We start from the raw sequence: 18,371 nt of genomic DNA, 5'->3' as shown, positions 1-18,371 counted from the left end.
GGTGGCGCTCACCACGGGATCCGCGTCGCCGTCCCGCTCACCCGTACCCGCTCGTCCCCGGCCCGCAGCGTCACCGTCAGTACGCCGGGGCGGCCCATGTCCTCGCCCTGGTGGAGAGTGAGGACCGATTCGTTGGGGACCAGGGCGAGTTCGCGGGCGTACGCGCCGAAGGCCGCCGCTGCCGCGCCCGTGGCCGGGTCCTCCACGGCGCCGCCCACCGGGAACGGGTCGCGTGCGTGGAAGACGAGCTGCGAGGCCCGCCACACCAGCTGTACGGTCGTGAGGTCGAGGCGCCGCATCAGCGTCTCCAGGCGGGTGAAGTCGTAGTCGAGGTCGGCGAGCCGCGCGCGGGTCGCCGCCGCGAGGACCAGATGGCGGGCGCCCGCGAACGCGACGCGCGGCGGCAGCCCGGCGTCCAGTTCGCCGGCGCCCCAGCCGAGCGCGGCGAGCGCCTCGGTCACGTCGTCCGGCGCGGCCTCCTCGACGTACGGCGCGACACCGGTGAGCGTCGCGCGCACCGTCCCGCCCTCGGCGGAGACGGTCACGGGCACCGTGCCCGCCCGCGTCCCGAAGACGAAGTCACCCGCCCCGTCCCGTTCGGCGAGGGCCACCGCGGCGGCGACGGTGGCGTGCCCGCAGAACGGGACCTCGGTTCTGGGGCTGAAGTAGCGGACCGTATAAGGGCCTTCGGCGCGGGCGTCGGCGGGCCTGGTGAGGAACGCCGTCTCGCTGTACCCGAGCCGCGCCGCGATCGCGAGCATCGCCCCGTCGTCGAGCCCGGCCGCGTCGAGGACGACCCCCGCCGGATTGCCGCCCGCGGGATCGCTCGCGAACGCCGTGTAGCGCAGCACCTCGGGAGTGGGAGCGGCAGAGGGGGCGGGGGAGGCGTCGGCGGGGCTCTTCGTCGTCATGTCGCAGGGCAACCGTTCCGCGGCCCGGGTCATTCCCGCGGCCCCAACCGCGGGCCCGTCCACCGCGGAGCGGTCACCCTGCCTCCCCCTCGGCGGTGGTCAGTGGCAGTTCTTGGTCCCGCGGTCGCTCCGCGTCCAGGAGCAGGAGTCCTGGAGCGAGCCGCTCGGCCTGACCAGGCGGGCCTTGTCGGAGGTGTTGTTCCAGACGTAGCTGCCGCGGCCCCAGTAGCGCACGCCGGAGGCGTTGGTGCCCTTGCCCGTGCGGACCTTGACGGTCTTGCCGGCGCCGATCCTGTAGCTGCCGAAGGTGTAGGTGTAGCCGGTGTTGTCCTTGAGCTTGTAGCCCTTGAGCTGGACCGCGGACCGGCCGCTGTTGTGGATGTTCACCCACTCCGCGTTCAGCGAGGAGTTCGAACGGGTGTCCCGGCCCGGACTGTCGTACTGGATGTAGCCGAGGTGCAGCCCGCCCTGGTGGCGCGCCGTCGCCGCCGAGGCGGGCGACGCGGCGAGCAGGGACACCGACAGGGCGGTCGTGGCGAGGATCGCGGGGGCCATGGTGCGTATGCGCAAGGAGTGCTCCAAGTGTGAATTTCGCGTGGAGAGGAGCTGAGCATACGGCGCGCACTGCCCTGGATTGAGGCGGTACTTCCTATTCCACTTGTGGAGATCTCACCCTTGGCCTCACCCTTGGCCTCACCCTTGGCCTCACCCTTGACCGCGCCCTTGGCCTCGCCCTCGACCTCGCCCTCCCTCCGGCGTCAGCCCCGCCCGACATACGGCATGTTCGTCGCCAGCACCGTCGCGAACTGGACGTTCGCCTCCAACGGCAGCTCCGCCATGTGCCGCACCGTGCGCGCCACGTCCGCGACGTCCATCACCGGCTCGCTCGCCAGCCGGCCGTCGGCCTGGAGGATCCCGGACTGCATGCGCTCGGTCATGTCGGTCGCGGCGTTGCCGATGTCGATCTGCCCGACGGCGATCCGGTACGGGCGCCCGTCCAGGGAGAGGGACTTCGTCAGGCCGGTCAGAGCGTGCTTGGTCGCCGTGTACGCCACCGAGTTCGGGCGCGGGGTGTGGGCCGAGATGGACCCGTTGTTGATGATCCGGCCGCCCTGCGGGACCTGCTCCTTCATCTGCCGGAAGGCCGCCTGCGCGCACAGGAACGCGCCGTTGAGGTTGGTGTCGACGACGTGGCGCCACGCGTCGTAGGGCAGCTCCTCGACCGGGACGCCACCGGGACCGAACGTACCGGCGTTGTTGAAGAGCAGGTCCAGGCGCCCGAAGCGCTCGCGTACGGCCGTGAAGAGCGCGGCCACGTCGTCCGGCCACGACACGTCGGTCCGTACGCACAGGACGGCGCCGTCCTTCGCGGAGGCGAGGGAGGCCGTCTCCTCCAGGGTCTCCACGCGGCGGCCCGCGAGCGCCACCGACCAGCCCGCGGCCAGCAGTTCGACGGCGACGGAGCGGCCGATCCCGGAGCCGGCTCCGGTGATCACGGCGGTCTTCGCGACGGTTCCCGGCGCGTCGGATGAGGCAGTTCGCTCAGCGTTCATGGCCCCGCAGCGTACGGGAGGGCCGTCCACGCGGACATCATCCGACCGCCATGCGGCTGTTGTGTACGTGACAGGCGGACGTCGTCCCCCGCCACTTACATGCCCCTGACACCAATCGTCAGGGGAGGGCCACATGACACTCGCAGCCCAGCAGCACTCGCCCGAGCTAAGGGCCGCCGCCCGCCACTTGGGGCGCCGCCGTTTCCTCACCGTCACGGGCGCCGCCGCCGCGCTCGCCTTCGCCACCGAACTGCCCACCGCGGGCGTCGCCGGCGCCGCCGAGCTGGACACCCGCCGCATCAAGGACGACCCCTTCACTCTCGGCGTCGCCTCCGGTGACCCGCTGCCCTCCTCGGTCCTGCTCTGGACCCGGCTCGCCCCCGCCCCCTACGAGCCGGGCGGCGGCCTGCCCAAAAAGCGCGTCCCCGTCCACTGGGAGCTGGCCCACGACGCCCGCTTCCGGCGGATCGCCAGACGAGGCGTGACCACCGCGCACCCCGAGTTCAACCACACCGCGCACGTCGAGGTCGACCACCTGGAGGCGGGCCGCGGCTACTACTTCCGCTTCCGTACGGGCCGCTGGGTCAGCGGGACGGGCCGCACCCGCACCGCGCCCGCGCCGGGCAGCCGCACCGGCGCCCTCACCCTCGCCGCCGTCTCCTGCCAGGCGTACCACGACGGCTACTTCACCGCGTACAAGCACCTGGCGCAGGACGACGTCGACGTCGTCTTCCACCTCGGCGACTACCTCTACGAGTACGCGGTCAACGCGGCCGGCGGCGCCCGCGGCTACACCGACCGGACGCTGCCCGCCCACTACAACAAGGAGACGCAGACCCTGGAGGACTACCGTCTGCGGTACGCGCTCTACAAGTCCGACCCCGACCTGCGCGCCGCACACGCCGCGCACCCCTTCGTCGTCACCTGGGACGACCACGAGGCCGAGAACAACTACGCCGACGACATCGACGAGAACGGCAACCCGCCCGCCGAGTTCCTGCTGCGCCGCGCCGCCGCCTACCGCGCCTACTGGGAGAACCTGCCGCTGCGCCGCCCGCAGCAGCCGAAGGGCCCCGACGCGCAGCTCTACCGGCGCCTGACGTGGGGCCGCCTCGCCCAGTTCGACATCCTCGACACCCGGCAGTACCGCTCCGACCAGGCGTACGGCGACAAGGCGCACGCCCCAGGACCCGAGTCGGACGACCCGAAGCGCACCATCACCGGCGCCACGCAGGAGCGCTGGCTCATCGACGGCTGGCGCCGCTCGCGCGCCCTGTGGAACGTGGTCCCGCAGCAGGTCACCTTCTCCCAGCGCAAGCTGGACCTCACCGCGAACGCGAAGCTCTCCATGGACGCCTGGGACGGCTACCGCGCCTCCCGGCGGCGGGTCCTCGCGGGCGCGAAGGCCGCGGGCCTGGAGAACCTCATGGTCCTCACCGGCGACGTGCACGTCGGCTACGCCTTCGACATCAAGGCCGACTTCGACGACCCGTCGTCCAGGACCGTCGGCACGGAGATCGTCGCGACATCCATCGCGAGCGGCAAGGACGGCGCGGACAAGCCGGCCAACTGGGACACGTACACCAAGGCCAACCCGCATCTGAAGTTCTACAACGGGCGACGCGGATACGTGACGGTCGCGCTCGGCGCCGACGCGGCACGGGCGGACTTCAAGACGGTCTCGGCGGTCACGACGCCGGGTGCCCCCCTCAAGACGGCGGCGTCCTTCGTGACGGAGGCGGGCGACCCGGGGCTGCGGCCCGCGTAGCCGCCGGTCCGGCCGCTGAGCGCCTCGGCGGCCGGATACACGTCGGTGCTCTCCACCCACCCGGACCTGCGACCATGGACGGCGTATCCGATCAACCGGGAGGGGCGCGATGCCTGAGCGCGGGCAGACCACGGAAGAGCACCTGATAGCGAAGGCGGCGGAGCCCGAGCGTTCCGCCGCCCTCCGCCGCACCGGGGCCCTGGTCACCCTCGTGCTCGGCGGCCTCACCGCCGTCCCCCCGCTCTCCATGGACATGTACCTCCCGGCCCTGCCGGAGGTCACCGACGCCCTGCACGCCCCCGCCGCGACCGTGCAGCTGACCCTGACCGCCTGCCTGATGGGCATGGCCCTCGGCCAGCTCGTCGTCGGCCCCATGAGCGACAAGTGGGGACGGCGCCGCCCGCTCCTCATCGGCCTGCTCGTCTACATCGCCGCCACCGCGATCTGCGCCTTCGCGCCCACCGCCGAACTCCTCATCGGCTTCCGCCTCCTCCAGGGCCTCGCGGGCGCGGCCGGCATCGTCATCGCCCGCGCCGTCGTCCGCGACCTGTACGACGGCGTGGAGATGGCCCGCTTCTTCTCCACCCTCATGCTGATCTCCGGCGTCGCCCCGGTCGTCGCGCCCCTCATCGGCGGCCAGGTCCTGCGCTTCACCGACTGGCGCGGCATCTTCGTCGTCCTCACCGGCGTCGGCATCGCGCTGACCCTCCTGGTGTGGCGGTGCCTGCCCGAGACCCTCGCCCCCGAGAAGCGGCACAGCGGCGGCACCGTCGAGGCGCTGCGCACCATGAGGACGCTCCTCGCCGACCGCGTCTTCACCGGCTACATGATCGCGGGCGGCTTCGCGTTCGCCGCGCTCTTCGCGTACATCTCCGCCTCGCCCTTCGTGATCCAGGAGATCTACGGCGCGTCCCCGCAGACCTTCAGCCTCCTCTTCGGCGTCAACTCCATCGGCCTGATCGCCGTCGGCCAGCTCAACGGCAAGATCCTCGTCGGCCGTGTCAGCCTGAACAAGGTGCTCGCGTTCGGCCTGACGGCCATCGCCGTCGCCGCGACGGCACTGCTGCTCATGACGGCCGGCGTCTTCGGCGACGCCGGCCTGTTCCCCGTCGCCGCCGGGCTCTTCGTCCTGATGTCGGCGATGGGCCTTGCGATGCCCAACACCCAGTCGCTCGCCCTCACCCGCACCCCGCACGCCGCCGGTTCCGCTTCCGCGCTCCTCGGTACGTCCTCCTTCCTCATCGGCGCCATCGCCTCGCCGCTCGTCGGCATCGCGGGCGAGGACACCGCCGTCCCGATGGCCGTCGTCCAGCTGGTCTGCGCGCTGGCGGCCATCGCCTGCTTCGTGGGACTGTGCCGCCCCTGGCAGCACACGCCCACGGAGGAGGCGGACCACTGAGCGCACCCAGACTTCTGCGCCCCGGCACCCCCGAGCGCGCGGGCCTCGACCCGGACGAGATCGACGGCCTGGTCGCTGAGGTGCGCGGCCTGACGAGCGGGCCGCGCCCCTGGTGCGCGGGCGCCGTGGTGATCGCGGGCCGCGGGCCGGTCATCGCCGCCGAGGAGGCCGTGGGCTGGGCGGTGCGGTACGCCTCCTACGACGCCGAGAGCGACGCCGGTGTCGAGCTGCCCCGCGAATGGCGCGTCCCGACGCGCACGGACACGCCCTTCGACCTGGCCTCGCTCACCAAGCTCTTCACGACCGTCGCCGCCGTGCAGCAGCTGGAGCGGGGCACGCTCGGCATCGACGCGCTCGTCGGGGCGTACGTCCCCGAGTTCAGGGCCGCCGCCGAGCACGGCATCACGGTCCGCCAGCTGCTCACGCACACCTCCGGGCTACGGCCCGAGCTGCCGCTGTACGACTGCCCGGACGACGCCTCGCGCCTCGCGGCCCTGCGCGCCCAGGCGCCGGTCACCGAGCCCGGCGAGTACGTCTACTCCGACCTGAACATGCTGCTGCTCCAGCACGTCCTTGAGCGCGTCACCCGCCTGCCCCTCGACGTCCTCGTACGCGAGGGCATCACCCGCCCCCTCGGCATGGCCGACACCGGCTTCGGTCCCCGCCCGGACGCCGCCGCCACGGAGGACCAGCGCAAGCCGTGGGCGAAGGCCGACCGCGGGATGCTGCGGGGTGTCGTGCACGACGAGAACGCCTGGGCGCTGGGTGGCGTGGCCGGGCACGCGGGCCTCTTCTCCACCGCGCGTGACCTCGCGGTGTTCTGCCGGACGCTGCTGTGCGGCGGCTCGTACGGCAGGGCCCGCGTCCTCGGCCCCGACTTCGTCGAGCTGATGCTGATGGACGACGGCCTCGGCTTCGGCATCGACCAGCCGTGGTTCATGGGCGAGCTGGCGGGGCGGGGTGCGGCGGGCCACACGGGCTTCACGGGGACGTCACTCGTCCTCGACCCCGCCACGGATACGTTCCTGGTGCTGCTGGCCAACACGGTGCATCCCCGGCGGCGGCCCGGGGACAGCTCTCCTCGTGCGAGGGCGGCCACGCGGTTGGCTCGCGGGGCGCGGATTTAAGGGGCCTGGCGTGACGCGCCCTCTGGCAGACGCGGTCGCGCCGTAGGGGCGCGGGTCTGGGGCGACCGCGGGTGCGTCGTGGTTGCTCGCGCAGTTCCCCGCGCCCCTGACGGGGCCCGGCCCCCGTAGACTCGCTGGGTGAACGACCTGAACTCCCCGGCCGATACCCTGCGCGGCGCCCTCGCAGGGCTGCTCGACGGGATGCCGCCCACGCAGGCCTCGCAGGCCGTGGCGCGGCTGATCGAGAACTACCGGGGGCGGACCCCGACCGACGCCCCGATCCTGCGGGACCGCGCGGACGTCGCCGCATACGCGGCCTACCGCATGCCCGCGACCTTCGAAGCGGTGCGCTCCGCGCTGGGCGCGCTCGCGGACGCGGCGCCCGAGGGGTGGGCGCCGGGCAGCCAGGCCGACGTGGGCGGCGGAACCGGCGCGGCGGTCTGGGCGGCCGCGGCGACCTGGGAGGGCGAGCGCCCGGTCACGGTCCTCGACTGGGCGGAGCCCGCCCTCGCGCTGGGGCGTGAACTGGCGGCCGCCGCGCCGCAGTTGCGCTCCGTGCGGTGGCGGCGGGAGCGTATCGGCGCGTCGCTCGCCGTCGACGGCGCCGACCTCGTCACCGTCTCGTACGTCCTCAAGGAGCTGACGGAGGCCGACCGGCGCTCGGTCGTCGACGCGGCGGCCGACGCGGCCACGCAGGCCGTCGTCATCGTCGAGCCGGGCACCCCCGACGGCTACACCCGCGTCCTTCAGGCGCGCGACCGGCTGATCGCGGCGGGCTTTTGGGTCGCCGCGCCCTGCCCGCACAGCGCGGCCTGCCCCATCGAGCCCGGCACGGACTGGTGTCACTTCTCCGCGCGCGTCAGCCGGTCGTCCCTGCACCGCCAGGTCAAGGGCGGCTCACTGGCGTACGAGGACGAGAAGTTCAGCTACGTCGCGGCGACCCGCTTCGAGCCGGCCCTGCCGCGGGACCGGGTGGTGCGCCGGCCCCAGATCCGCAAGGGCCAGGTGCTCCTCGACCTGTGCGGGGCCGAGGAGCAGCTGCGCCGGCAGACCGTGACCAAGCGCCACGGCGCGCTCTACCGCGCGGCGCGGGACGCGGACTGGGGCGACGCGTGGCCGCCCCCGTCCGCGTCCGAGGAGTGACTCAGGCGCCCCAGGTGCCCTGGTCGACGGAGCAGTTCCAGCCGTTGCCGCGCACGCTGAACTTCACCTTGTACGACCTGGTGTTCAGCAGGTGCGTGCGCACCTTGACGCCGAGCTTGGCCTTGCCCGCGAGGCTCTTGTCGTAGACGGTGACGGTCTTCGACGTCTTGCGGGTGACCTTGCCGCCCTTCGGCGTGGCCTTGCCGAAGCGGATGTTCTTGACGTTGGTCACCGTGAAGCTGACCTTCTTGAAACTCTTGGTGCTCTTGTTCTTCAGCCCGAAGTACAGGCCCCCGTTGGTCACCCAGCCGTTCCGGTCGATCTGGAAACGGGAGGTGTAGACGATGTCGATCGGGCAGCCGGAGCTCCGCGGAGCGGCGCTCGGAGCGGCCGACGCGGCTCGCGGCGTCGGCTTCGGCGACGCGGACGCGGCCCCCGCCGTGCCGAGCTGAGCGGCGGTGAGTGCCCCTGCGGTGGCCAGGACTGCGACGGACGTGCGCATGCGGTTCACTGCGCTGATACCTCTTCTTCCCCCTGGGCCCGGGTGGGCCCACTGTTCGGTTGTCGTGGTGCGACGCAAGGGAGCCGTCTGCGGTTCCCGTGCGCCCGTATTGGTACCACGAGGACCACCGGTAAGTGGAGTTGACGCGCTTCTTACAAGCTTCTTAAGTGATGTGACTATTCACATCCCTATGACAACCAAGATCAGCTCCCCCGGCCACGCCCGCAGGCGGTCGGAGAGCCGTTTCCTCGCCCTCTCCGTCGCCCTGGCCCTCGCCGCGGCCGGAGCCACCACCTACGCCTTCACCGCCGGGGCCGAGCCCCCGCACGGCAAGCGGGTCGAACTGGCCGTCACCGGCGGCACGGCCGTCGTCGACACCGCGTCGCTCGCCGTACGCGCCCACACCCGCGACGGCCGCGACGTCACCCTCTCCGACGCCTCCGGCACCGACCTCGGCCGACCGGGCCCGGTGACGCGCACCGGCAAGGGGCGGGCCCGCTGGAGCTACCCCGAGCGCGGCATCGACGTCACCGCCCGCACCGACCACGGCCGCCTCTCCATGAGCCTGAAGGCGCACCGCGACACCTCCGTCAGCTGGCCCGTCACCGGCACCGACACCACCGCCTCGTCCCTCCAACTCCCGAGGGGGGAAGGTATGGACATCCCCGTCAAGGACGCCTTCTGGACCACCGGCAAGGGCGCCCTCGCGGGCAGCACCGTCGACGTCGGCGCCGACCTGACGCTGCCGCTGTGGGGCTACTCCCTCGGCAGGCGCACCGGCGTCAGCTACCTCACTCCCACCGACATCGGCACCACCCTCGGCCTCACCGCCCCCGGAGGCCGGCTGCGCGCCACCGCCGAGCACGCCTTCGACGGCGGCGAAGGCACCCGCGACTACTCCGTCACCTTCGCCCTGACCGACGGCGACCCGGTCGCGCCCGCCGCCGACTACCGCTCCTACCTCGCCGAGCGCGGCCGGCTCGGCAGCCTGAAGCGGAAGATCGCGAAGAACCCCGCCACCGGCCGCCTCCTCGGCGCCTTCCACGCCTACACCTGGGGCGACGCCCGCAAGGCCCCCGCCGTCGAACAGCTCCGCAAGCTCGGCGTCGACCGGATGTGGCTCGGCTACGACGGGGAGCCGTACCCGGACAAGGCGGCGGTGGGCGCCACGAAGAAGGCCGGGTACCTCGTCGGCCCCTACGACTCCTTCGCCAACGGCCAGGACCCGAAGGCCGCCGACGCCCCGAACGCCGTCTGGCCGGGCACCGTCTACCCGGACTTCTGCGTACGGGACGCCAAGGGCGGCCCCGAGACCGGCTTCGGCGGGCGCGGCTGCTACCTCAGCTCGCAGGCCTTCGAACAGGCGGAGAAGAAGCACCACTACCTCGCCGACCGCACCCGCGCGATGGTCGCCAACGGCGCCGACAGCTACTTCCTCGACGTCGACGCCACCGGCGAACTCTTCCGCGACCACGGCAAGGGCCACCGGATGACCAAGGCCGAGGGCCGCGAGAACCGCCTCGCGCGGATGCGGCGCATCGCGGACCAGGGCCTCGTCCTCGGCTCGGAGACCGCACAGGCGTGGGCGAACAAGGCGCTGGCCTTCGACCACGGCGGGGCGACACCGGTCGCCGACGGCATGTGGAAGCTCCAGAAGGACCGCGAGAAGTGGGGCGGCTACTACCCGGAGAACGCCCCGGGCGTCTTCTTCAAGCCGGTCGGCCTCCCCGCCGATCTGGCGAAGGCGATGTACGACCCCCGCTACCGCGTCCCGCTCTACGAGACCGCGCTGCACGGCTCCCTCGTCAACACCGAACGCTGGGAACTCTCGTACGAGAAGCTCCCCGCGCAGAAGACCACCCGCGCCCTGCTCGCGATGCTCTACAACACCCCCCTCAACTACGTTCTGGACGGCCCGTCGCTGAAGAAGCACGGCGCCGAACTCGCCGCGCTCCAGAAGTACTTCTCGCCCCTGCACAAGGCGGCCGGCACCGAACAGCTCACCTCCTTCCGGCAGTTGACGAAGGACCGCACCGTCCAGCGCACGGTCTTCGGCAAGGGCACGCTGAAGGTGACGGCCAACTTCGGGGACAAGGCGTACGAGGGACTGCCGGGCGGCTGCGTCGACGCCCGCCTCAAGGGCGACGACGCGCCGCGCCGGCTCTGCCCGGCGGAACTCCACAAGGACTAGCCGGCCCAACTGGCCGGCCCCGCAGCTCCTGCGTGCAGCACTTCACGCTGCCGCCGCCTTTGAGCAGCTCGCTCAGGTCCATCCCGATGGGCTCGTAGCCGCGCGCCCTCAGCGGCTCGAAGAGGCCCAACGCGGCCTGGGGGAGCAGCACATGGAGCCCGTCGGAGACGGCGTTGAGCCCGAGCGCCTCGGCGTCGGGCTCCTCGGCGATCACCGCGTCGGGGAACAGGCGGCGCAGGACCGCCCGGCTGCCGGGCGAGAAGGCGGGCGGGTAGTACATGACGTCGTCCGCCGCGTCGTCCAGGACGGCGAGCGCGGTGTCCAGGTGGTAGTAGCGGGGGTCGATGAGGTCGAGCCCGATCACCGGGCGGCCGAAGAACTCCTGCGCCTCGCCGTGCGAGAGCGGGCTGGCCCGGAAGCCGCGCCCGGCCAGGACGTAGGAGGAGGTGACGGCGAAGTCGCCCTCGCCCTCGTTGATGTGGGCGGGTTCGTGGATCTCGGTGAAGCCGTGGGCGCGGAACCACTCCAGGTGGGCCGCCGCCTCGCCCTCGCGCTCCCGGTAGGCGAAGCGCGCGCCGAGCACGCGCCCCTCGACGACGGTCGCGCCGTTCGCCGCGTAGACCATGTCGGGCAGTTCGCGGCGGGGGGTCAGCTCCTCGACGGTGTGGCCGAGGGAGCGGTAGCGGTCACGCAGGTCCTCCCACTGGGCGACGGCGAGCGGGACGTCGACGGGCTTGGCGGGATCCATCCAGGGGTTGATGGAGTACGTGACCTTGAAGTGTGCCGGTGGGCACATCAGATAGCGCCGGGGTGTGGCGCGCCGAGGAGAGCGAGGAAAACGGGACAACGAAGGCTCCTCACGTACCGCAGGGTCAGATGCTGCCCCGGGTGGGTCAGCTGCAGCCCATGGTGGAGCAGTCGCCGTCCCCCGTGGGGGAGGTTGCCGCGGGAGCCACCGACACCCGGCGACTTTGAGCGAGACGCCACGTATTGCCAAGACGGTACGTATCGGTTCGGTCGCTGCTACATTCGACGGCATGGCCCAGAAGACCGCCCCTGACTCCACGCGCCGCAGCGAACGCTCGCGCCGCGCGATCTACGACGCCGCCCTCGCCCTCGTCGGCGAGGTCGGCTATGCCAAGCTGACGATCGAGGCCATCGCGGCCCGCGCCGGCGTCGGCAAGCAGACGATCTACCGCTGGTGGCCGTCCAAGGGCGCCGTGCTGCTCGACGCCTTCCTCGACCTCGGCGAGCAGGCGGCCGAGGCCGCGAGCGAACAGGCGGGCGAGGGCGTCACCCAGACCGAGATCACGAATTCGGGGGACCTGGAGGCCGACCTCAAGTTCGTGATGCGGGCCACCGTCGACGAGTTCAACGACCCCAAGTACGACGCCCCCTACCGCGCCCTCGCCGCCGAGGGCCTGCTCAACCCCGACCTGGGCGCGGAGTTCGTGGAGAAGCTCCTCGAACCGCAGCTCCAGCTCTTCGTGAAGCGGGTCCGCCAGGCCCAGGACGCGGGGCACGTCCGCCCCGACGTCGACCCCCGCGTCGCCCTGGAGCTGTGGGCCGGCCCGCTCGCCCAGCGCTGGCTGATGCGCTCGGGCCCCCTCACCCACGACTACGTGGACAAGCTCGTCGAGTACGCCCTCCACGGCATCACCCCGCGCCCCTAGGCGTACGCGACAGAAGTCCCGGAGCGTCCGTGATGACGCCGTTGCAGCCGAGCCGCAGCACCCGGTCGCGCTGCCGCGGCGTGGTCACCGTGTGTGCCCACACCCGGGGGACGCCGGAGTTCACCGCGCGCAGCAGATCGCTGTCGCGCGCCTTGTAGTCCACGTCCAGGACGTCCACGTACGCGGCCCAGCGCTCGGGCCGGTCGGTGCGCATCTGTGCCTTGGAGCGCCACAGCTGCGTGAGCATGCCCAGCTCGTGGGCGCGGCGCGCGATGTCGGGCCGGTTGGAGTTCACGAAGACCGAGCGGGCCAGACGACGGGCGCGGATCATCTCGGCGAGCTTCGTGACGCTCGACGGGTCCTTGGCCTCCAGTATCAGCATGATCCGTCCGCCGAACCGGTCAAGGACCTCCTCGACCGTCGGTGGCCGCTCCGGGCGCCACCGGCCGGGCACGGAGGTGTCCGGCCGCAGCAGGACGCGGTGCCACTCGTGCCGGTCGAGCAGCCGCACCGGGCCCGCCGCGTAGGTGGTGCGGTCCAGCGTCCGGTCGTGCATGACCACCAGCGTGCCGTCGCGCAGTATCCGCGTATCGAAGTCGATGACCTGGGCGGTGCCGCGCTCGTACGCCGCCAGGAGCCCCGCCATGCTGTTCTCCGGCACCTCCAGGGCGCCGCCGCGGTGCGCGGTGTAGACGACGCGCGGAAGCGCGTCCAGGGTCAGGGGGTCGCGGCCCCACTCGATCGGGCCGAGAAAGCCGTACGGCGCGGTGAGGGTCAGCGCCGTGAGGCCTGTCAGCGCAGTCCTAATGGCCATGGCGACACCGTAGGGGGGTAAGGGGCAGACCACCACTTAGGGGGAAATGAGGAGCAATATCCCCCAGTGGTCGGCATCACCCGGGCCACCCCGGATGTGGGCTCCGGCCCCCTGAGGCGCAGGATGGTGGGACCATGGGTCATGCGTTTCGGCACAACGGCGAGGTGAGGGGCTAGATGGGCGCGGAGTTCGGCAGCCGGTCCGGCGGGCAGGGCAGGATTTCCCAGTGGCTTCGACGTCGTCCCAAGGACACGGCGGCCGATGACCGGGCCCGCGAGGACCTGCTGACCGCCGCCGCGGGCGCCGGGCTGCCGCTCGCCCCGGCCGCGTATCCCTCGGGGTACCGATGTTCCTGCGACCGCATCGGCTGCCCCACCCCCGCCCGCCACCCCGTCTCCTTCGCCTGGCAGACGCAGTCCACGACCGACCGCGGCCAGATCGAGCGCTGGGCCCGCCACCAGCCGCAGGCGAACTTCATCACCGCGACCGGCATGGTCCACGACGTCCTGGACGTGCCCATGGACGCCGGGCGCGAGGCCCTGCGGCGGCTGCTCGCGGCCGGCATCGACGTCGGCCCCGTCGCCGAGTCCGGCGACGACCGGATGCTCTTCTACACCGCCACCCGGGGCACCCCCGAGGACGAGGACGAGTGGTGGCCCTGCGAGCTGGACTGCCACCCCGAGACGATGGACGAGCACCCGGGCCTGCGCTGGCACTGCCGCGGCTCCTATGTCCTGGTGCCGCCCGCCAAGCTCCCCGGTGACCTGGACGTGCGCTGGGTGCGCGGCCCCGAGCACCCGCTGCCGGACCCGTTGACGCTCCTGGAGACCCTCACCGACGAATGCGCCCGCGTCGCGGGGGAGCCCCACCACGACATCGCCGCCTGGCCGTCGCGGGGCTAGGGACCCCCTAGTCGTCGCCCTTGGCTCCCGTGAGCCCCTGGATGCGGCCCAGGAAGGCGACCTTGTCGCCGCCGGACTTCGCCGGGTCGAGGACCACCTGGTTCGAGACGCGCTCCAGCGTCACCGACTGCTTCGCGTCGCCCTTCAGGAGCGCTTTCACGTCCGGGTCGAGGTTGAGGTCGATCCCCTTCGCGGCCGTCTGCTTCTCGTAGTGGTGCGTGGCGAAGAAGACCATCGCCCCGCCGTCCCGCGTCCGCAGCCCCACGGGCGCGAACGTACCGGAGTTCTGCGGATAGTCCAGATACTGCACGCCCACACCGAGCCGCTTGGTGTTCCGGTCGCGCAGCGCCTTCCACTTCGTGGTGTGGTCACCCGGCGCGAACGTGTCGCCGCCCGCCTTCAGGAACGCCGTGTACGTCCTGCCCAGATCCTTGGGCGCCACGGCCAGATCCGCCGCGCCGGCCTCGACGGGCACCGCCCAGCCGTCCTTGTCCTTCTTCAGCTCGGGCACTTTGGAGGGCGCCACCAGGTTCAGATAGGAGGCCTGCCACGACTGGTCGGGGCCGCCCTTGGTGAAGACCCAGAGCCAGCGCGTGTCGACGCCGACCTTCCGGTTCGCCTTGGTGTCGGCGACGAACCAGCGCGGCCAGCCGGCCTTCCTGGGTATCGCGTACGTCACGTCCGTGAGCTTCAGCGGCGTCGCCCTCGGGTTGCCGCCCGGGTGCTGGATCTGCCGTGACCTCAGGCCCGCCTGGTTGATGGCGCCGAGCGGGCCGGTGACCCGGGCGGCGTCCGCGGCCGGGTCGTACGTCTTCTCCGCCTTGTTGTACGCGGCCAGGAAGTCCTTCAGCGCCTTGGCCGCCTCGGCCTCCGTCGCCGCGGGAACGACCTCACGCTCGCCGTGCACCGTCACGCAACCGGCCGCCGTCATCGACAAGGCGGTCACCGCTGCCGCCGCCGCGACCGGACGGCTGAGACCGGGAAGCCTGCGCACCTTACTCATGGGGTCCCTTCACCTACGCCCTTACCGGGCCCGAACCCTACCGGGGCCTCTCACGGCGTCGTCGGCGGCCTTCGGGGACCGCGTCGGGGCGAAGAAGAACACCAGCGTCGGGACCAGGTACAGCAGCCAGACGACGACCTGGACGACCGTCGGGTCCGGCTGGAAGTTGAAGACGCCCTTCAGGAGCGTGCCGTACCAGCTGTCCGGCGGGATCGTCGCGCTGATGTCGAACGCCTTGTCCCGCAGCCCGCCGACGAACTCCGCCTCCTGGAGGTCGTGCACGCCGTACGCGAGGACGCCCGCCGCCACGACGACCAGCATCGCGCCGGTCCAGGTGAAGAACCTCGCGAGGTTGATGCGGACCGCGCCCTTGTAGAACAGCCAGCCCAGGGCGACCGCGGTGAGCAGCCCCAGGACCACGCCGGTCAGCGGGCCGTGCGAGCCGTCGTTCGACGCCCGCACCGAGGCCCAGACGAACAGCGCGGTCTCCAGGCCCTCGCGCCCCACCGCGAGGAACGCGGTCGCGACCAGCGCGGCCGTGCCCATTTGCAGCGCCGCGTCCAGCTTGCCGTGCAGCTCCGCCTTCAAGTGCCGCGCCGTGCGCCGCATCCAGAAGACCATCCACGTCACCAGGCCCACGGCGACGATCGACAGCGAGCCGCCGAGCGCCTCCTGCGCCTGGAACGTCAGCTCCTGCGAGCCGAACGTCAGCGCGCAGCCGAAGCCGAGCGCCAGCGCCACCGCGACGCCGATGCCGATCCAGATGGGCGCCAGCGCGTCCCGCCGCTCCGTCTTCACCAGGTACGCGATGAGGATGCAGACGACCAAACTGGCCTCCAGGCCCTCGCGCAGGCCGATCAGATAGTTGCCGAACATCGGCTACGCCTCCCCGGTGAACAGGCCCCTGCCCCACCAGTCGTCCTTGTCGCGGACGCCCGGCGGGACCGCGAAGACCGCGGAACCCACGTGCTGGATGTATTCGTTGAGCGCGTCGGAGCGCGCCAGATTTCGCTGGACCGGGATGAAACCGGTGCGCACGTCCCGCTGGTAGGCGAGGAAGAAAAGACCGGCGTCCAGGCGGCCGAGACCGTCGGTGCCGTCCGTGAAGGAGTAGCCGCGGCGCAGGATCGTCGCCCCGCCGTTCGCGTCGGGGTGCGCGAGCCGCACGTGCGCGTCGGGCTTCATCGCCTTCAGGAACGGCTCGTCGTGCTCCTTGGCCCTGCCGACCGGGGCGCCCTCGCCCTTGTCGCGCCCGAACACGTCCTCCTGCTCGCCGAGCGAAGTGCGGTCCCACGTCTCGACGTTCATCCGGATGCGGCGCGCCACGAGGTAGGAGCCGCCCGCCATCCAGGCGGGCCCGTCCTTCCCGCCGACCCACACGTGCTCGGCGAGCGCCGCGCCGTCCTGCCCGGAGACGTTGCGCGTGCCGTCCTTGAAACCGAAGAGGTTACGAGGGGTCTGCGCGTCCGGCGTCGTCGACGAGGTCTTGCCGAAGCCGAGCTGCGACCAGCGCACGGCGACCTTGCCGAAGCCGATGCGGGCGAGATTGCGGATGGCGTGCACCGCGACCTGCGGGTCGTCCGCGCAGGCCTGCACGCACAGGTCGCCGCCGCTGCGGGCCTTGTCGAGGTTGTCGCCGGGGAACCTCGGCAGCTCCACCAGGGCCTCGGGGCGCCTGCCGGACAGGTCGAACCTCTCGAAGAGCGAGGGCCCGAAACCGATCGTCAGCGTCAGCCGCGACGGCTTGAGGCCGAGCGCCTCACCGGTGTCGTCCGGCGGCGCCTCGGCGAGCCCGCCGTACGCGCCCTCGCCGACCGTGTGCCCCGCCGTCATGCGCGCGGCGGCATTCGTCCAGTCCTTGAGGAGCTGGACGAACTCCTCGCGGTCGTCCGTCTTCACGTCGAACGCCGCGAAGTGCAGCCGGTCCTGCACGGCGGTCGCGATGCCGGCCTGGTGCGCGCCGTGGAAGGGCACGGCGGCCCCAGCGTCCCCGGCGGGCGCCGCCTCGTCGCCGGAGCGGGCCATCGCCACCGCGCCGCCCGCCGCCGCCGCGCCGAGCGCGATCCCGGCGCCGCCCCAGCCGAGCAGCGAACGCCGGGACGGCGGACGGGCGTTGTCGTCGTCAGCCATCGTTGCCCCTTGCCGCTACTTGGCCGTCACGACGGCCGCGGCGAGCTTCGACAGCGGCTCCGCGAGCGCGTTCACACCGTCGGACAGCTGCTTGCGGTCCGCCTTGCCGACCTTGTCGTAGGAGGTGAAGTCGTAGGAGTCCTCGCCACCTTCGCGGTACTTCTCCAGAAGCTCGTCCAAGGCCGCGAACTGCTTGTCTAGCTCCTTCGCCAGCTTCGGGTCGTTCTCGGCGGCGACGGGCTTCAGCAGCTCGTACGACTTCTCGGCGCCCTCGACGTTGGCCTTGAAGTCGACCAGGTCGGTGTGGGAGTAGCGCTCCTCCTCACCGGTGACCTTGCCGGTGGCGACCTCGTCGAGCAGCTCCTTGGCGCCGTTGGCCATGGACGTCGGGGTGATCACGGCCTTGCCGACCCGGTTCTGCCAGTCCTTGAGGTCCTTGTCGAGAAGGGTGGCCAGCTCCTTCTCCCGCTTGCCGATCTTCTTGTCCTTCCACAGGGCCCGCTCCAGACGGTGCCAGCCCGTCCAGTCCTTCTCCGTGTCCTGACCGCTCTCCAGGCCGTCCTCGCGGACGTCGACCTTCGGATCGATGTCACCGAAGGACTCGGCGACCGGCTCGGTGCGCTCCCAGCCGATGCGGGAGTCGGCGTACGCCTTCTTCGCGGCCTCCAGGTCACCCGCGCGCACGGCGTCGGTGAAGGTCTCCGTCTTCGGCAGCGTCTCGTCGGCCTGGGCCTGGACGTAGGCGCGGTAGGCGGCGACGGCCTTGTCCAGGCGCGGGTCGCGCTTCGCGGACTTGCCGCCGCCGGTGACCGTGATCTTCTGGCGGATGCCGTCGCCCTTCATGCCGGGCTTGCAGGCGATCTCGTACGAACCGGCCTTCACCTCGGCGGTGAGCTTCTGCTTCGTGCCCGGGCCGATGTTCTCGCGCTCGCTGACGATGCGGTCGTCGGGGAAGAGGATGTAGACCTCGGTGACCTTGGAACCCTTGTTCTCGATGGCCAGCTCGACGTGCCCGGCGGTCAGCTCCTTCTTGGAGATTTCGCACGTGTCGTCGGTGGCGGTCACGCTCACGCTGTTCGCGCCGCCGCCCTTGGCGTCGCTCTTCTCCGTGCAGCCCGTGACGGCGGTCAGGGCCGCCGCGGTGGCGACAGCGGTGACGACGGACAGGCGGGCAGGTCGCACGGGTCGCATAGAGGGCTCCAAGACGGGTCACTGACGAGCATCGAACCCCACACAGCCCGGTGAGGCGGACCTA

At 71.9% G+C, this 18,371-nt stretch carries 17 protein-coding genes; 7 read left to right on the top strand and 10 right to left on the bottom strand.

Annotated features, from left to right (window positions below):
* Positions 1-8 precede the first annotated feature (8 nt).
* The 3 genes from ACWDZ7_RS12500 to ACWDZ7_RS12490 all read right to left on the bottom strand — a co-directional run bounded on the left by ACWDZ7_RS12500 (position 9) and on the right by ACWDZ7_RS12490 (position 2,464).
* Positions 9-911: a PhzF family phenazine biosynthesis protein gene (locus tag ACWDZ7_RS12500; RefSeq protein ID WP_451796642.1), complete on the bottom strand. Its 903-nt coding sequence runs from the start codon at positions 909-911 to the stop codon at positions 9-11.
* A 99-nt stretch (positions 912-1,010) separates the two neighbouring features.
* A complete protein-coding gene (locus ACWDZ7_RS12495) occupies positions 1,011-1,481 on the bottom strand; it encodes a lamin tail domain-containing protein (RefSeq protein WP_451796641.1) in 471 nt (156 codons plus the stop codon).
* Between the two features lie 188 nt (positions 1,482-1,669).
* Positions 1,670-2,464 (bottom strand): SDR family oxidoreductase, encoded by a 795-nt coding sequence (locus ACWDZ7_RS12490; RefSeq protein ID WP_451796640.1) that lies wholly within the window; start codon positions 2,462-2,464, stop codon positions 1,670-1,672.
* Between the two features lie 133 nt (positions 2,465-2,597).
* Here ACWDZ7_RS12490 and ACWDZ7_RS12485 point away from each other — a divergent pair, with 133 nt between their 5' ends.
* From ACWDZ7_RS12485 to ACWDZ7_RS12470, 4 genes are all read left to right on the top strand, one after another.
* Entirely contained in the window at positions 2,598-4,232 is a 1,635-nt protein-coding gene (locus ACWDZ7_RS12485; RefSeq protein WP_451796639.1) for an alkaline phosphatase D family protein, read from the top strand.
* Between the two features lie 109 nt (positions 4,233-4,341).
* Complete coding sequence (locus tag ACWDZ7_RS12480; RefSeq protein ID WP_451796638.1) at positions 4,342-5,631, top strand: multidrug effflux MFS transporter; 1,290 nt, start codon at positions 4,342-4,344, stop codon at positions 5,629-5,631.
* On the top strand, positions 5,586-6,758 hold the full coding sequence (locus ACWDZ7_RS12475; protein WP_451796637.1) for a serine hydrolase domain-containing protein: 1,173 nt from the start codon (positions 5,586-5,588) through the stop codon (positions 6,756-6,758). Before ACWDZ7_RS12480 ends, ACWDZ7_RS12475 begins: the two co-directional genes overlap by 46 nt.
* Positions 6,759-6,959: 201 nt before the next feature.
* Positions 6,960-7,901, top strand: coding sequence for a small ribosomal subunit Rsm22 family protein (locus ACWDZ7_RS12470; RefSeq protein ID WP_451796789.1), 942 nt, complete (start codon positions 6,960-6,962; stop codon positions 7,899-7,901).
* A gap of 1 nt (position 7,902) precedes the next feature.
* Here ACWDZ7_RS12470 and ACWDZ7_RS12465 read toward each other — a convergent pair whose 3' ends face one another.
* Positions 7,903-8,403 carry a hypothetical protein gene (locus ACWDZ7_RS12465; RefSeq protein WP_451514540.1) on the bottom strand — a complete coding sequence of 167 codons (501 nt, stop codon included), beginning with the start codon at positions 8,401-8,403 and terminating at the stop codon, positions 7,903-7,905.
* A 190-nt stretch (positions 8,404-8,593) separates the two neighbouring features.
* On the opposite strand from ACWDZ7_RS12465, the gene ACWDZ7_RS12460 reads away from it, so the two are divergent.
* On the top strand, positions 8,594-10,594 hold the full coding sequence (locus ACWDZ7_RS12460; RefSeq protein WP_451796636.1) for a glycoside hydrolase: 2,001 nt from the start codon (positions 8,594-8,596) through the stop codon (positions 10,592-10,594).
* Here the strand turns inward: ACWDZ7_RS12460 and ddaH are convergent.
* A complete protein-coding gene (gene ddaH / locus ACWDZ7_RS12455) occupies positions 10,539-11,441 on the bottom strand; it encodes a dimethylargininase (protein WP_451796635.1) in 903 nt (300 codons plus the stop codon). The genes ACWDZ7_RS12460 and ddaH overlap by 56 nt on opposite strands.
* A 190-nt stretch (positions 11,442-11,631) precedes the next feature.
* Here ddaH and ACWDZ7_RS12450 point away from each other — a divergent pair, with 190 nt between their 5' ends.
* The gene (locus ACWDZ7_RS12450; protein ID WP_451796634.1) at positions 11,632-12,267 is read left to right on the top strand and encodes a TetR/AcrR family transcriptional regulator; all 636 of its coding nucleotides are present in this window, start codon (positions 11,632-11,634) and stop codon (positions 12,265-12,267) included.
* Here the strand turns inward: ACWDZ7_RS12450 and ACWDZ7_RS12445 are convergent.
* Positions 12,251-13,081 (bottom strand): glycerophosphodiester phosphodiesterase, encoded by an 831-nt coding sequence (locus tag ACWDZ7_RS12445; RefSeq protein WP_451796633.1) that lies wholly within the window; start codon positions 13,079-13,081, stop codon positions 12,251-12,253. The genes ACWDZ7_RS12450 and ACWDZ7_RS12445 overlap by 17 nt on opposite strands.
* Positions 13,082-13,257: 176 nt before the next feature.
* Between ACWDZ7_RS12445 and ACWDZ7_RS12440 the strand changes: the two genes are divergently transcribed.
* Complete coding sequence (locus ACWDZ7_RS12440; RefSeq protein ID WP_451514535.1) at positions 13,258-13,983, top strand: bifunctional DNA primase/polymerase; 726 nt, start codon at positions 13,258-13,260, stop codon at positions 13,981-13,983.
* 7 nt (positions 13,984-13,990) lie between these two features.
* Here ACWDZ7_RS12440 and ACWDZ7_RS12435 read toward each other — a convergent pair whose 3' ends face one another.
* From ACWDZ7_RS12435 to efeO, 4 genes are read right to left on the bottom strand one after another with little or no spacing between them, the layout of a single operon-like run.
* Positions 13,991-14,986, bottom strand: a complete 996-nt coding sequence (locus ACWDZ7_RS12435; protein WP_451796632.1) for a hypothetical protein — start codon at positions 14,984-14,986, stop codon at positions 13,991-13,993.
* A 21-nt stretch (positions 14,987-15,007) separates the two neighbouring features.
* Positions 15,008-15,862, bottom strand: a complete 855-nt coding sequence (efeU, locus tag ACWDZ7_RS12430; RefSeq protein ID WP_451796631.1) for an iron uptake transporter permease EfeU — start codon at positions 15,860-15,862, stop codon at positions 15,008-15,010.
* Positions 15,863-15,865: 3 nt separating this feature from the next.
* The gene (gene efeB / locus ACWDZ7_RS12425; protein WP_451796630.1) at positions 15,866-17,116 is read right to left on the bottom strand and encodes an iron uptake transporter deferrochelatase/peroxidase subunit; all 1,251 of its coding nucleotides are present in this window, start codon (positions 17,114-17,116) and stop codon (positions 15,866-15,868) included.
* Between the two features lie 15 nt (positions 17,117-17,131).
* Positions 17,132-18,298, bottom strand: coding sequence for an iron uptake system protein EfeO (gene efeO, locus ACWDZ7_RS12420; RefSeq protein ID WP_451796788.1), 1,167 nt, complete (start codon positions 18,296-18,298; stop codon positions 17,132-17,134).
* Positions 18,299-18,371: the final 73 nt, after the last annotated feature.

Source organism: Streptomyces sp. NPDC003032 (genome assembly GCF_053591415.1).
This window is presented reverse-complemented; position numbering and strand designations above follow the sequence as displayed.